This is a genomic window from Tenacibaculum caenipelagi (assembly GCF_004363005.1).
GTDB classification, from domain to species: Bacteria; Bacteroidota; Bacteroidia; order Flavobacteriales; family Flavobacteriaceae; genus Polaribacter; species Polaribacter caenipelagi.
On sequence record NZ_SNYH01000007.1, the window covers coordinates 1 to 13,984 of the forward strand.

Here is a 13,984-nt window from a genome sequence, read left to right on the forward strand (position 1 = left end):
ATAAATACCACTCCTAACAAATAATTCAATTGTAAACTTTTCATAGCTAATTAATTCTTATAATTGTATTTGTTTTCTTTTAAAAGATTCCCGTCGGCATCTTTTATAAATTCTAATCGGTTAAAATCATCATATTCGTAATACACCGTTTGTCCTCTTGGATCGGTGATACTTGTAACTCCTATTAAGGGATCGTAGGTGTAAAAAGTTATTTGCGAATCGTTTAACGCTGTCAGCTGGTGTAACTTATTTAAATAAAAACGCAATTGTCCTTCATTTCCAGCATAATTAATTACATTACCATTTATATCTCGGGTATCTATAGTTCTATCATCATCTAAATTTGATGCATTTTTTATTGGATCAATATAGGTGTTTGGTATATCAGACAAAGTAGCATTCTCTATCTTAGCTATAGGTTGAGTTTGATTATATCCCCAGATATAAACAATATGAGTTCCATCTGCTTTACTTACCTCTGTAGGGTTTCCTTTAGCATCATAACTGTGATATACAACTCGGTCTTCTAACACATTGGTTGTGCTTGGAGCTCCTTTTAATGTCTGTATCTTCTCAGGTAAATATATCCCTTCAAAATCTTTATAAATAGTGTTTTGTTTAGCTAATTTTGTTATGCTTGATCCAACCTCTTTTGTAGTTTCTACATTGATAGGTTCTGTTACTCGGTTTTGATTAATTAATTCTGTGACTGCTACTGAAGGATTAGTAATATCTTCTGGGTATTTAATCTTTTCTGTTATTTTAATCCCTTTACTATCAGTTTTTATTACACTTGTTTTAAGTAAATGATTAGGGTTCTCATATGAGTATGTTGTTGTGTTGGTTATAATATTATTGTTATCAAAATAATCTTTTTCTATTGTTTGATACAAACCACTCCACCCTGTGCTTACTTCATAACTTATTATTTTATTAGGTGTATTATAATCTGCTTGTAAAATAGTCCACTTTGAAGCAAAACCTGATGGGAAGAGAACATTTTTTCCTGTTTTCAAAGCAAATACAATATTCGGATTAACTGAAACTCCTGTATACTTGTTTTCAACAGATTTGATTAGCTTTAAAATGTCTTGTTCTTTTTTATAATATTTAATTTCCTTTATTTGACCTCGGTTAATTTTATTTGATTCGGCAGGTAAATAAGGAAAAGAGGTATAAAAATAGTTATCTTTAGTATGTGTAAAATCATAAACAGTTATACCTGATTTTTCAGGAGTTAAAGTTTCTTCTATCACGGTAGCATACCCTACTAAAGAACCTGAATCACTTACCTGTTGCACACCATTATTGGATCTTATTCTTATATAATCTGCTTCAACAAGTAGTATTTTATCTCCTAAATTTACTTCATTATAAATAGTAACAAAATCATAAAAATTAAAAATTGGTGAGCTAAATAAAACTCCTGATGTTTCAGTTGAATTATAATCTTTTGTATACTTATATTTTTTTACAATAGGTTCCGAATTAGCGTTTGAATAACTTCTAATTTCTTTTATTCTTAAACCGCCAATATATTTATGATTAGTGTTTATCTTCCTCCATTCAGCTATAAAGTGAAAATTTTCATATTGAGCAGATGATTGATTAAAACTTGCGCTCATACTATATGTACCATTAGGTAAATAAAATGAAGAACCTTCTGCTTGAATATAATATTTTTCACCTGTTGACGCTGTAACAGTAAACAATGCACAGGGGTTTGCCCCTCCACTTAAATCACAACCATAATTTCCAATAGAAAAACTAACTATTGCTCCTCCTTTTGGATTTTCATTATTGAGCGTTAAATCTGGAGGGTTATTTATTGTAAAAGTTTTAGTAAAACTACTTGTTATTGGGATAGTAGATTCTGCTTCAAAATATTCCTCACCTGCTAATGATTGATAGTCTTTAACATAATCTAAAGGAAGATTTTCATCACTAGCCTGATTATTTTCATAATCGAATTCTGTATATCCTCCTGTTGGATAAACTATTTTCTTCAAAATTCCAAACTGTGAATATTGAGTAGCAATATTTCTATTTGCTCCAGGAATATAATGTCCTTCGACTGTGTTATTATTTAAAAACAAAGAAGGTATCAAATCTTGATTTGAACTCTGCCCATTATGATACCCCCAAAAATCTTGAGCAAAACTAGTTCTATCTGCAGGAAAATTATCCATATCATAGCTAAATAAGTGTGTTAGTTTTGATTTTCCGTCATTAGACCATTCATTTAAACTGTTTAATATTAACCAATGTTTAGAGAAGTCATCTCCTAAATTAGTTCCAGAACCTACCTTATAACTATACTCAAAATCAAATTTCTTTACTTGTCTATTATTTTTATCCTTTATAATAACTTCTTTTAGACTATACCCTAAGTTTAGGTCTAATCTGGTAGACGAACTTTTCACAAACTCAACTTTACCATTACTAAACTCTATACTGTTTAATCTTTGAGCAGTTATAGCATTAGATAAGCTCAATGGTTTGTCTGTTAAAAAATTGACATTTATTCCACCTCCACTTCTCGATACATATTTTGTTTTAGAAGTAACAAATTTTCTTAATTGTTTTTCTATTTCATAATTGAAAATAATACTTTCATTAGTTTTTGATGAAGTTATCTTTGTTACATTCCAAACATTGTCAATTGGATCTACAACTCCAGTTCCAAATTCATAACCAACTTCGGCTGAGTCTTCTCTTCCTAACGGGCCAAACTCATATACAATTCCTTCTTGTGAAAAAATTTTAAATGTAAGATGCCCTGAAGTATTGTCTCTAATAATTTTAGTATTAGAAACTGGATAGGTTACAAACTCTTTAGTTTCTTGGTTATAAAAAAAAGTACCTGATTCCCCTTTTATGTTATAATAAAAGATATCGGGCTCAGAATCTCTATCCCCTTGATTCAAATCTCGTAATAATTCTTGACATTGATTAGTATTACATTCAACATTTGTACTATAAATTGTTGATAATGGTGCTCCTGAAAAAAAACCTCCTGCATGATCATCTGGAAGTCCTCTAACACTTCTAGAAATAGAAGGAATAGTTCCTAAAGACCAACCTAATCCAACCCATGAAGCTACATCTTCTACTCTATTACCCCCTGCATGATAACTTAATGAAAGAGGTAAACTTAGATCTCCTGAGCTTATAGTATATAAAGGAATTTCAATATTAGGCGTTCCTGTAAAATGCCCTACAGGAACTTCTCCATATTTTGCAATTGATGCTGCATTAGGACTTAATGGAACTACTTTGGGTAATTCTTGTGTATACCCCCATACACAAAATAGCATTGTAAAAATGCTTAACATAGTTTTTTTCATTAAAAAATGTGTTTGATTAAATTAGCAATTTGTTTTCTTTATATAACTTGATTATAACCTAAATACCAGTTACTACTTTTTTTAAATAAATTTTTAATTGTAGATACTCTTTATTTGTTCTATAATTTTTCTTTTTTAAAAATTTAAAATTTTTTACTTCTCCCAAACCTTGTTTTTCTATATAATTTAAAAAAGACAATAATTCATTAAAGTTTCCTTTTACAATGATTGTATATAATTGAGCATTTACTTTATTATCTTTAATTGCAACAGGGTTATCAAACTCTATTAATTCAATTCTACCCTTTTTTTTAAACTCATTTATTTTTTTCAGGAAAACTTGTTGAAACGAATTCGTTATTGAAATGTTCTCTTTTTTTAATATCGAATCTAAAAAGCTTGATTTTTTTCTTAATTGTAAGGCTTCTATAGTACTATTGTTAACCTGTTCTTTTTCTTTACATAATTTAGTATACTCTTTCTTATAATTTAGTGTTTTAGAAACACTAAAAACATAAATAAACCATAATAAAATTATAGCAACAACTAGAAGTATTATATTCTTCTTTTTATAATCCATCCTCTATCTTTATTGAAAAATAAAACTTAGATCCTCTTACTGTATTCACTATCGATAACTTTTCAATTGCTTTAATCCAATTTAACCTCTCCAACTTATCTATCCAACCACTGAGATCTGAATTATTCTTAAAACTACCACTAATCTTTATTTGGCTTAATTCATTTTTAATTTCTTTTCCTTCCTTAATTGAACTTGAAAAAGGTTGATAGTTTAACTCTGATAATAAAATAGATGAAGGTACTATAGTAACAATTTCGTCTACATACCTTGACAAGTTACTTGAAACATAACTTTTTATTTGACTTAATACATTCTCTTTCTCGCTTACTTTACTTCTTAGTAAATTCAATTCTGTTCTTGTATTGTTATATAAATCTATATGGTTATTCAATTGCTCTACTTTTTTGTAATATGTATTAAAAACCAAAAAATTAATTAGCAATATGAGAAAACAAACCACTAAAATTACTTTATAACCCTTCTTAAAAATTATTCTACCCTTGTAAGTACTTACTCTCTCTTCACCTTGATAAAAATTACTTTTTAGATAACAATTAATAACTGTTCCGAGTGATAAAAGGCTCGAATTATTTAATACTAAACCATTCACCTTATACTCTTCTTTTTTATCAAAATGCTTTAATTCAATATCAATTATCCTTTCAGATTCAATTATTATTTCTGCATTCGACGTATAAATTTTAGAAGTTTTAAATAAACTAGTAATTCCATAAATAGCTAAGTTTCCTAATGAAAAATCTAATACTGAAATACCTTTAGAATGATATAATTCCAATATTTCATCTACATATAATCTTCTAGCAAGTGCTATAAAAACATAGTGATTACTTCTTTCACTCTGATAGTAAAAATCTTTTAGTTTTAAATTAGGATACGCACTTTGAACTACATTTTGATTTCCTTCCTCTTTTATTTTTTTTGATAATACTTGTTGATTATTAATAGTTAAGACTATGTGCTGTTGTTTATTTGATTTTAAAAAACTTATAAGCTCTTCATTAGACAGAAAAGACTCTTCTTTTTCTATAAAAAGTTCATTTCTTTTTTTTCTTAGTAATAAACAATTAAAACGTTCACTACCATTAATATCAATCGCATGTTCTACTGCACAAAACCTACTACTATATAAAAACCAATCTTTAAACATTATCTAATAATTGTTGGTTTTATTAAAACAGATAATTTCTTTTTAGAGTCTATACGTTTTCTTTTACTAAACAACCATTTTATTACAGGTATTCTAGATAAAAGTGGTACTCCAGATCCCGAATCATTTTTCAATTTCTCTTCCAACCCTCCTAATATCACCACGTCTTGATCTTTTACTCTAATTATAGATGTAAATTCTCTGGAATTCATTCCTGGAGGAGCTTCTTTATCAATTCTCTTTCCATTAAAACTTGATTGTACAACGTTAATACTCATTGTAATTTGATTATCTCCTGCCACCATAGGTTTAATGGCTATTGACAAATCTGCATCAATAGGTACGTAATTTTTGATTTCTGTTGTTTGAGGATTCTGAGAACCAATTATATCTCTTCTTATTATTGCATAATATGAACGCTCTCCATTAGATAGTAATGCTTGATGTCCGTTTAATGTTGACAATTTAGGAGTGGAACGAATTTTAATATTCCCATTAGCTTCCATAGCACTAATCTTAGCATAAAAATTAGGCACCACTTTACCCACATTTAACGAACCAAACCCATTAAATCCTCCTATAATTTTATTTATTGTAGTCGCTCCTAAAGTAACATCTGTAGAAGAAAATATCTGACCTATATCTTGTGTAGGTTTCTTACCTATGCCAAATTCAACACCTGTATCTACTGTTGCTGACTTGTTAACTTCTATAATCATGACCTCTATCAAAATAACAGGTACGGGTTTATCAATTTCACTAATAAAAGCTTTGAATTTCTCTATTTTTTGTGCATCTCCACTGACAATAAAACTATTTCTTTCAATGTCTGTTTTTACTTCTAAGTCATTTGTAATCTCTTTCGGTAAAATATTTACCAATGCCTCTGCCTTATTATTGTAATTACCAAATGAATTGTAATTTTGAGTATTTATGCTTGTTCGCTGTGTATTAAAATTATTATTAGTAGCAGTATAATTTTGGTTATAACTGTTATTACTATTAAAATTTTGATTATTCATTGTAGAATTGTCACTAAACTGATTTCTACGACGCATTGAAGTAGTCATAATTTCTATAGACCTATACATCAATGGAACTGTAACCACTCTTCTTAAAGAAGCTTGTTCTCTCTTGCCTATAAAGTACAAGTTTTTATCTTTTCTAAATGCATAAGGAGTATCCTCTAATAGTTCAAATAATAACTTATCATAAGTAATATTTTTTGCTTTAACTGATGCTGTTCCTATATCTGACAGTGAAGTATTTGTAAAAATTCCTATTTTTAAATTATATCCAATATCTTTTATTATTGATGCTATATTAATATTTTCAAAATCAACATCTAAACTTTTTTTTACTGTATCATTTATTTGGTAAAAGAAATTTGAGTTTCGATATCTTCTTGGCCTTTGTTTCGATTTATGACTTACTGAGTTAGAAGCAACTACTGAGCCATCTTCAAACAAATAATAATCATCTTTAGTTTTTGTTACTGATAAATTATTTGAAAAAGCTATTTTATCTAAAGTACTTTCAAAAGGTTTACTTTGTATATATCCTGATATCAATTTATTTCCCAATCCTACAGAATATACTAAGTTCTTACCTGTTACGTCTGTTATTTTCTTAAATGCAACTGATAATGTATCATTAATCAGCTCTATAGAAAACTTGTCTGTAACTGAATCATACTTTACAGGGATATTTCTTTTTTCAAACACAAGTTTTGGAGCATATTTCTTTATTGACAAAATATTCCCCAAAGGTTCAATTGTTAGAGAATATTCTTTGCATAAGTACAATAAAATATTACTTACCGTTGCATCTGAAAAATTATGGGATAAAGTGTAGTTATTTAAACTTGGGTCAATACTTATATTTACTTTATGGGTATTAGCCACAGACCTAATAAAAATAGGTAATTCAATATCATTAACACTAAAATCGACTTTCTTGTTAAGACCTATTATTTTAGTTTGTAAGCTATCTAATGTTATTTTCAATTTTTCTATTCTACTATCATTTTGCTGTGAAAAAACAATAGAATTAAATAAAAAAAATAGTAGTATGAATATATTCTTCAAAATGTATAGCAATTAATTTATAATAAAAGAACTGATGGTTTCTTGCGTTTCGTACCCTGAGTTCTCTCCTCGAACACTCCACTCATAACTCCCAGAATCTAGATTTTTGGTAATTAGTGTCTCTGTAACAATTGTATCTAATACTATTTTAGTAGCATTATTAAAGTTTGGTGTTATAATTTTTAAATGATATACATCAACATCGCTAACTTCATTCCATGAAAAAGTCACTTCAGAATTATTTAATTCGGTTCCTTCAGAAGGAGAAATAACTACAATTTTTTTATCTGAAATATTCTCAACAAAAATAGCTTCGCAGCTTGAGCTTGCTATAATTAACACTAAAAGAAGTATTAACTTTATCTTTTCCATATATTTCGCAATTTTGTGCGGCAAATGTAAAAAAATATTTCATTTTTAATACTTTTGACAAAAAATATAAAAATAATATGAAATTGAAATTATCAAAAAAAGTTGATGCCTATAACTTACAAGAACTTTTGGTTGTACTAGTTATTATTGGAATTCTTATTCTTATAGCCTTACCTTCTTTAATGCCACAAATTTCAAAAGCTAAAAGTATTGAAGCTAAAGTTCAATTAAATCATTTGTACGGATTACAAAAAAGCTATTTCTATCTACATTCTAAGTATTCAAATGATTTTAATGAAGTAGATTTTATTATTCCTAAAAATATTAACCAAGGTGGTACAGCTTATTATAGTTATGAAATAATTGAAGCTAGCAATAACTCATTTAAAGCAAGAGCCACAGCCATCAGTGATTTTGATGGTGATGGAACTTTTAATATTTGGGAAGTAGACCAAGATAAAAATTTAAAGGAAATTGTGAAAGATTAAATTAACCTATAACTGTACTTAATTTAAACATTGGTATATACATTGCTATTAGTATTGTAGCAACTATTACCCCCAATATTAAAATAATTAAAGGCTCTAAAGCAGTACTCAACATTTTTGACTTGTACTCTATATCTTTATTATACTGCGTTGTTAAACGTTCAAAAATAACTTGATTTTGATTCGTTTCTTCTGCTACTTTTACTAAAGAAACCATTTTGGAATCAAAAATTGTATGCTTTTTAATACTTTCTGATAATGTTTTACCTATTAAAATATCATTTTCTACACCTATTAACGCTTGCTGTAAAGGATAAAAATCTATCATCTTTTGTGTAAGTTGAATTCCATTTAGCAAAGGTACTTTTGCCCCTAAAAGCAATGTTATCGCTTGCGTAAATTGAGCTATTTTTACTTTTTTCACAAATTCTCCTACAAAAGGAAACCTCAGCACCATTTCAGATTTTATTTGCTTATACCATAATTTCTTTTTAAATAACTTCTTTAGTACCAAAACAAAAATTATCGTTAAAAAAAGCACCCAATAATAACTTTTAAAAAAAGTTGAAATATTAATAATTTTAACTGTAATCCAAGGAAGTTCTACATTATTCTGTTTAAATATATCGGCAAACATTGGTACCACAAATTGTAACATAAAGAATACCGCTAGAAAAGCGGTAGTAAGAATTATAATAGGGTAAGAAAGTGCATTCAACACCATTCTTTTCTGTTCATTTCTTTTTTTATAATAATTACCAAGCTCTTCAATAACTTTATTTAGTGTACCTGTTTTCTCTCCTATTTGAATAGACACACACTCATAAGTCGTGAAGAACCTAAGTTCCTCTAATGCTTCTGAAAAATTTTTCCCTAAAATTAATTTTTCTACTACCGACTCAATTAATTTCCGGTCTGCTTCTTTCTTTTGTTCTTTTGAAATCAGTTCTAATGCATCTTTTAACTCCAAACCTGCTTGTAAAAGCACATAAAGCTCGCTATAAAAACTTTCTTTCTTTTTATTAGAAAATGTACTTCCAAATAAGCTTATCTCTTTTTTTAACAATTCATCTAAATCAAAAGACTTATCCCTTACTTCTCTTTTCTTAATATTTTCTATTTGAAACCCCATCTTTTATTCATTAAGATAAAATGAAACATCTTTTCTTTTATACACAAACAATGTATTATTAGCATAAGTGTCATCAAATACTAACTTCAAAGCATCAATAAAACCGTTATTAACTTTCAAGCCATCTAAATAAAAACTTTTATGATTAATTTGAATAGAAAAACTATCTTTCTCTCTAACAATTATCTTTTCCTCAAAATTATATACTACAGTGTCCATATCTTTTTCAAAGAATAATTTTTTATTTTTTAATGACACCTTTTTACATTCATTAAAATCTTTCCAGAACACTCTATCTAAATGTTCTATTATTTGTTTCTTGTCTATACCTTTTTTTATGACATTAAGCTGTTTCCGAACCATCGTTAACATCAAAAAGGCTAAAGATATTACTATAGTAGACACAACCATAACTACTAGAAGTTCTGTCAAAGTAAAAGCCTTAATCTTTTTCATAACTAATAACTTTTCTAGTTATCATTTTACCGGTTTTTTCAAAGGTAACCTCAAACTTTATCTCATTAAAATCATTATTTTTTTCGTTTAAGACATAAATTAAAAAACCTTCTTCTTTAACTCTATATGGTATTTTTATAATATTATGATGATATTGATATATTACTTCGTTTAATTTATTCTGTAAGGGCTTCTCTTTTCTATTAACTATATTTTGCATGATATTACTGAGTGAAGCTATAGCTATACCAAAAACAACAACAATAACTATAGTAGCTACAATAACTTCATTAAGAGATGATGCTTTTATTTTTTTTAATATAACCACTTTACTACTTTTTGATAATCTGAATTTATTTTTAGCCCCACATATTCACTATATAATTCTCTCTCATTAATCCTACCATTGTAAATATGATTTAAGTAAGTATTTCCAAACTGATTAGCTATAAAACCTTTTGCTATAACAGTTCCATTTATACTCCCTAACAATTCTACATTACCTTCACTATACGTTTCTCCAACTAGTAAAGCTTTGTCTTTTACTATTATTTGAGGTATGTAACTCCTTTTTCCTTGCTTACTTTGATCTTTATATAAAAGAATCCCTTTAAAAACACTCCCTTCTCCTATTTCTATTTTGTTTCCGTTTTTTTTATCCTCCTTATCATCTATCAAAACTAAAGCTGAAGGATACTCAATCTTACAATTTTTCCCTAGGATAATTGACTTAGTTGCAAAAACTTGGAAATTACCATAAACATTCTCTTTTAATTCTATTTCAGGAGCAATAAGTATAACATCGTTGAGCTTTGCTGATGCTTCAACTATTATCTTTTTCTCAGATCTAATAATAATATTTCCTTTTAAAGTTATATTACGTAAAAAAATTCCAAAACCTGAATCATTTAGCAAAGTTTGTTTATTAAATGATTGCATCATATTTAAATTATTTTCCAATTCAAATCTTTGGATAGAATCATTTAAATATGATTGATTCATTACCTCATTTAATATCTCTACATTTTCAATACTTGGTAATTTACTTATGCTAATATATTTTTTACCTATGACTAAATTATCTCCATAAAATGAAATCCCTCCAATGTTTCCTGTTTTTACTCCCTGTTCTGGTAAACTCACATCCCCTATTATTATCGATTTACCCACCAAAACCAGAGGATTATTATTATCTTGGAGATATAACGCTTTTCTATCTTTTTGTTTCCACCCTAGAAGTCCTGTCTTTTGAAAAAACTCTTTGCCCACTTTTGATTTAACCATTCCTAAGTCAAAAAGCCCCCATTTTTTTCTCAGTACTGTAGTTTCTTCTTTTGGGTTATCTGAAAACTCTCTTGACAATTTTTTATTGTACTCTACATAACTATTTGATAAATAATCAAATCCATAATTAACACTATAAATAGCTTGTTTATAAAAAGTATGTTTGGTTGAAATTTGTCTCTGTAAATTAATAAGTAACATAAAAGCAAACATTATAACAGCTATAATAACAGATACCACCAATACATACTGTAAAGCTCCAGCTTTTATTTTTGTTAATTTATATAACATTATTAATTAAGAGTAACTTTTTTACTATTTCCTTTGTAGCTTACCTTAATTTCTTTTTTGCTTCCTGAAAGTAATTTAACACTGTTAATCGTTTGTCCTATTTTTTGGATATTTTGATTTCCATTAATCGATATAATGTAAGATTGATTTTTTCCACTTTGTATCATCCCATTATAAATTATTGAAGGAAAATTTATTGGCTCATCTACTTTTTTTCTTTTTGTCTGTTTCTTAGGAGCATCTAATGACTTTCCTAAAAAAGGATCTCTATTGTGTTCTTTTACTGTATAGTTCTCTCTTTTACTAAACTCGTTTTGATTAAAAACAATTTGCCTATTTGCTACAGGAAGCTCTACCTCTTTGGGAGTGAAATGCTTAAAAACTTGTACTCCTATTATTCCCCATACAATAATTACAACTATAACAAGTATATATGTTTTATGTTCCTTTTTCATTTTACGAAATCAATATTGAGTATACTTCATCCACTGAAGTTATTCCTTCTTTAACTAAAGAAAGTGCATTATCTTTTAATGTTTTTATTTTACTTTTAGTCAAATATGTATCTATTTCTAACTCTTCTTTTTTTATTGCAGAAACAACCTCTTTACTAGCAGGTATAATTTCATATATCGCCTTTCTCCCCTTATAACCAGTGTGATAACATTTTTCACATCCTACAGCAATAAAATGCTTATTCAACACATTTTGTAACTCAGTATAATTTGTTACTGGTTCTTCTTTTTTACAAGAATTACACAACTTACGAACTAACCGTTGTGCTACACTAACGTTTAGAGTACTAGCTATTAAAAATGAAGGCACTCCCATATCTATCAACCTTGAAACCGTACCCCAAGCAGAATTAGTATGTATAGTAGAAAGTACCAAATGTCCTGTTAATGCAGCTCTAATTGCCATATTAGCTGTTGCAACATCTCTGATTTCTCCTACCATTATTATATCGGGATCCTGTCTGAGAAAAGTACGCAGAGTACTTGCAAAATCTAATCCGATATCTTCCTTCAATTGAACTTGATTTACTCCTTCTAATGTATATTCAACAGGATCTTCAATTGTTAAAATATTAGTATCCTCTTTATTTAGCTCTTTAAGTGTTGCATACAATGTTGTTGTTTTCCCTGAGCCTGTTGGACCAGATATTAAAATAATACCATTAGGCTTTTTTACGGCTTTTTGGTATGCACTTAACTCTAACTCACTAAATCCTAATTTGCTCAATTGAATATCAACATTATTTTTTGATAAAATACGTAACACTAATTTTTCTCCTTGTAAAGTAGGTAATGATGATACTCTAATATCAAAATCTTCTTGTTCTGTGGCTAAATTAATACGACCATCTTGTGGCAACCTCTTTTCAGAAATATCCATACCCGCCATAATTTTTAATCGATTGATTATTTTAGGGTATTCTGAAATTGTAACAACATATTTCTCTATTAATTTACCATCTATTCTAAATCGTACTCTTTTTTGTTTTTCAAACGATTCAAAATGAATATCACTACTTCCTATTTCTTTAGCTTCATGTATTATATTCAATAAAAAGTCGTCAGAATATTGCAATGCTAATGATATGTTTCGTTCTCTTTTTCTATAATTTGTCTGAAGATAATTATCAATATTGACAGTCAACTCTTTTTCTATCTCTAGATCTCTTCCTAAAATTATTCGAAGTTCGTTCTTTAAACTTTCTACATCATAAGTATCCGTTACAAAAACAACATTCCCATTCTTGTTTTCAACAGGTATAACCCTATACTCATAAGCTAACTCAGAAGAAATAAGCTGTAATAAATCAGTTGGTAAGTCAAAGTCTTTCTTTTTCATTAAAGCATATAAATATTTACAATATCAAAAATCAAATTTATAAATAATATTAAGAATAAAAACAAAGCTTGAAAACCAGCTAAGGGAACTGTTTTATATGCCATTTTTGATTCTAAAACAGTAAATAGTATAAAAGTAAATATTAGAGATAAAGAGAAAATAACTAAGAAAGAAATAGTAGGAAAACTAACACCTAGAGCTATAAAAAACAATAAATCTCCCAAACCAAATGATTCAAAAAAAGATTTATTTAGCTTAAACTTAGAGTAAAGATAAATTAATAGAATTAGTATAGATAAAAGCAAGAAATTTGTTAGAATGTTGTGCATAAAAAGCTCTAACAATGAGTTTTTAAAATGCAAATATCCTCCTAAACTTAAACTTAGTAATAAAGCTAGTAAAAAAACTTGCCTTTCTTTGAAGTCTTGATAAAAGATTACTAATAATAATACCAGGAAAATATAAATCAATTTTTTAACGACAAAAGTAAAATATTTTTCGAATTATATATCACCAAAAAAGATATCAGTGTATTTTTCTAAAAAAATTATTTAAGGTTTTTGGTAGAATTGTTTAAGTAAGTGAATTACCAATCTAATTAGAAAGCTGAAAATAAGACATGTCTTTCAAGGACTCTAAAATTTAGATTTTATTATCTCAACAAAAAAAGGGGTAAACTTAACAGTTTATCCCTTTTTTACTTATAAGTAGATGTATAAAATCTGTTGTATAAAAAAGCACCAGCTATTTCTAGTGGTGCTTTTTGCTTAGTAGCGGGAGCAGGACTCGAACCTGCGACCTTCGGGTTATGAGCCCGACGAGCTGCCTACTGCTCTATCCCGCGATTTGCGGTTGCAAAGATACGTCCTTTTCTTTGTTTTCTCCAAATAAAAAAGCATTTATTTTTAATTTATTTTTTAAC

General features: G+C 28.0%; 12 protein-coding genes and 1 tRNA gene. 1 reads left to right on the top strand and 12 read right to left on the bottom strand.

All coding sequences use genetic code 11. The features are described 5' to 3' along the window. Window positions 1-50: 50 nt before the first annotated feature. The 5 genes from DFQ07_RS14165 to DFQ07_RS14185 all read right to left on the bottom strand — a co-directional run bounded on the left by DFQ07_RS14165 (window position 51) and on the right by DFQ07_RS14185 (window position 7,557). Complete coding sequence (locus DFQ07_RS14165; RefSeq protein ID WP_133537911.1) at window positions 51-3,347, bottom strand: RHS repeat domain-containing protein; 3,297 nt, start codon at window positions 3,345-3,347, stop codon at window positions 51-53. 58 nt (window positions 3,348-3,405) lie between these two features. Further along, the gene (locus DFQ07_RS14170) at window positions 3,406-3,927 is read right to left on the bottom strand and encodes a hypothetical protein (RefSeq protein ID WP_133537912.1); all 522 of its coding nucleotides are present in this window, start codon (window positions 3,925-3,927) and stop codon (window positions 3,406-3,408) included. After that, window positions 3,917-5,098, bottom strand: a complete 1,182-nt coding sequence (locus tag DFQ07_RS14175; protein WP_133537913.1) for a hypothetical protein — start codon at window positions 5,096-5,098, stop codon at window positions 3,917-3,919. Before DFQ07_RS14175 ends, DFQ07_RS14170 begins: the two co-directional genes overlap by 11 nt. Beyond that, the gene (locus DFQ07_RS14180) at window positions 5,098-7,104 is read right to left on the bottom strand and encodes a type II secretion system protein GspD (RefSeq protein ID WP_243743993.1); all 2,007 of its coding nucleotides are present in this window, start codon (window positions 7,102-7,104) and stop codon (window positions 5,098-5,100) included. Before DFQ07_RS14180 ends, DFQ07_RS14175 begins: the two co-directional genes overlap by 1 nt. 93 nt (window positions 7,105-7,197) lie before the next feature. Continuing rightward, a complete protein-coding gene (locus tag DFQ07_RS14185; protein ID WP_133537915.1) occupies window positions 7,198-7,557 on the bottom strand; it encodes a hypothetical protein in 360 nt (119 codons plus the stop codon). A 77-nt stretch (window positions 7,558-7,634) separates the two neighbouring features. On the opposite strand from DFQ07_RS14185, the gene DFQ07_RS14190 reads away from it, so the two are divergent. Continuing rightward, window positions 7,635-8,045 carry a type IV pilin protein gene (locus tag DFQ07_RS14190; protein WP_133537916.1) on the top strand — a complete coding sequence of 137 codons (411 nt, stop codon included), beginning with the start codon at window positions 7,635-7,637 and terminating at the stop codon, window positions 8,043-8,045. Window position 8,046: 1 nt separating this feature from the next. Here DFQ07_RS14190 and DFQ07_RS14195 read toward each other — a convergent pair whose 3' ends face one another. The 7 genes from DFQ07_RS14195 to DFQ07_RS14225 form a co-directional block, all read right to left on the bottom strand. Next, window positions 8,047-9,177 (bottom strand): type II secretion system F family protein, encoded by a 1,131-nt coding sequence (locus DFQ07_RS14195; protein WP_133537917.1) that lies wholly within the window; start codon window positions 9,175-9,177, stop codon window positions 8,047-8,049. 3 nt (window positions 9,178-9,180) lie between these two features. Continuing rightward, complete coding sequence (locus tag DFQ07_RS14200; protein WP_133537918.1) at window positions 9,181-9,633, bottom strand: type II secretion system protein; 453 nt, start codon at window positions 9,631-9,633, stop codon at window positions 9,181-9,183. Continuing rightward, a complete protein-coding gene (locus DFQ07_RS14205; RefSeq protein ID WP_133537919.1) occupies window positions 9,620-9,961 on the bottom strand; it encodes a hypothetical protein in 342 nt (113 codons plus the stop codon). Before DFQ07_RS14205 ends, DFQ07_RS14200 begins: the two co-directional genes overlap by 14 nt. Further along, window positions 9,949-11,208 carry a hypothetical protein gene (locus DFQ07_RS14210; RefSeq protein ID WP_133537920.1) on the bottom strand — a complete coding sequence of 420 codons (1,260 nt, stop codon included), beginning with the start codon at window positions 11,206-11,208 and terminating at the stop codon, window positions 9,949-9,951. Before DFQ07_RS14210 ends, DFQ07_RS14205 begins: the two co-directional genes overlap by 13 nt. A gap of 2 nt (window positions 11,209-11,210) precedes the next feature. Further along, window positions 11,211-11,663 (bottom strand): hypothetical protein, encoded by a 453-nt coding sequence (locus DFQ07_RS14215; RefSeq protein WP_133537921.1) that lies wholly within the window; start codon window positions 11,661-11,663, stop codon window positions 11,211-11,213. Window position 11,664: 1 nt separating this feature from the next. Next, the gene (locus DFQ07_RS14220; protein ID WP_133537922.1) at window positions 11,665-13,062 is read right to left on the bottom strand and encodes a GspE/PulE family protein; all 1,398 of its coding nucleotides are present in this window, start codon (window positions 13,060-13,062) and stop codon (window positions 11,665-11,667) included. Between the two features lie 771 nt (window positions 13,063-13,833). Continuing rightward, window positions 13,834-13,906: transfer RNA gene (locus tag DFQ07_RS14225), tRNA-Met, on the bottom strand. Window positions 13,907-13,984: the final 78 nt, after the last annotated feature.

Excerpts from the sequence above, each read along its gene's own strand:
- DFQ07_RS14220 (WP_133537922.1), bottom strand. The coding sequence starts at position 13,062 with ATGAAAAAGAAAGACTTTGACTTACCAACTGATTTATTACAGCTTATT.
- DFQ07_RS14190 (WP_133537916.1), top strand. The coding sequence starts at position 7,635 with ATGAAATTGAAATTATCAAAAAAAGTTGATGCCTATAACTTACAAGAA.
- DFQ07_RS14165 (WP_133537911.1), bottom strand. The coding sequence starts at position 3,347 with ATGAAAAAAACTATGTTAAGCATTTTTACAATGCTATTTTGTGTATGG.
- DFQ07_RS14185 (WP_133537915.1), bottom strand. The coding sequence starts at position 7,557 with ATGGAAAAGATAAAGTTAATACTTCTTTTAGTGTTAATTATAGCAAGC.
- DFQ07_RS14195 (WP_133537917.1), bottom strand. The coding sequence starts at position 9,177 with ATGGGGTTTCAAATAGAAAATATTAAGAAAAGAGAAGTAAGGGATAAG.
- DFQ07_RS14175 (WP_133537913.1), bottom strand. The coding sequence starts at position 5,098 with ATGTTTAAAGATTGGTTTTTATATAGTAGTAGGTTTTGTGCAGTAGAA.
- DFQ07_RS14170 (WP_133537912.1), bottom strand. The coding sequence starts at position 3,927 with ATGGATTATAAAAAGAAGAATATAATACTTCTAGTTGTTGCTATAATT.
- DFQ07_RS14200 (WP_133537918.1), bottom strand. The coding sequence starts at position 9,633 with ATGAAAAAGATTAAGGCTTTTACTTTGACAGAACTTCTAGTAGTTATG.
- DFQ07_RS14215 (WP_133537921.1), bottom strand. The coding sequence starts at position 11,663 with ATGAAAAAGGAACATAAAACATATATACTTGTTATAGTTGTAATTATT.
- DFQ07_RS14210 (WP_133537920.1), bottom strand. The coding sequence starts at position 11,208 with ATGTTATATAAATTAACAAAAATAAAAGCTGGAGCTTTACAGTATGTA.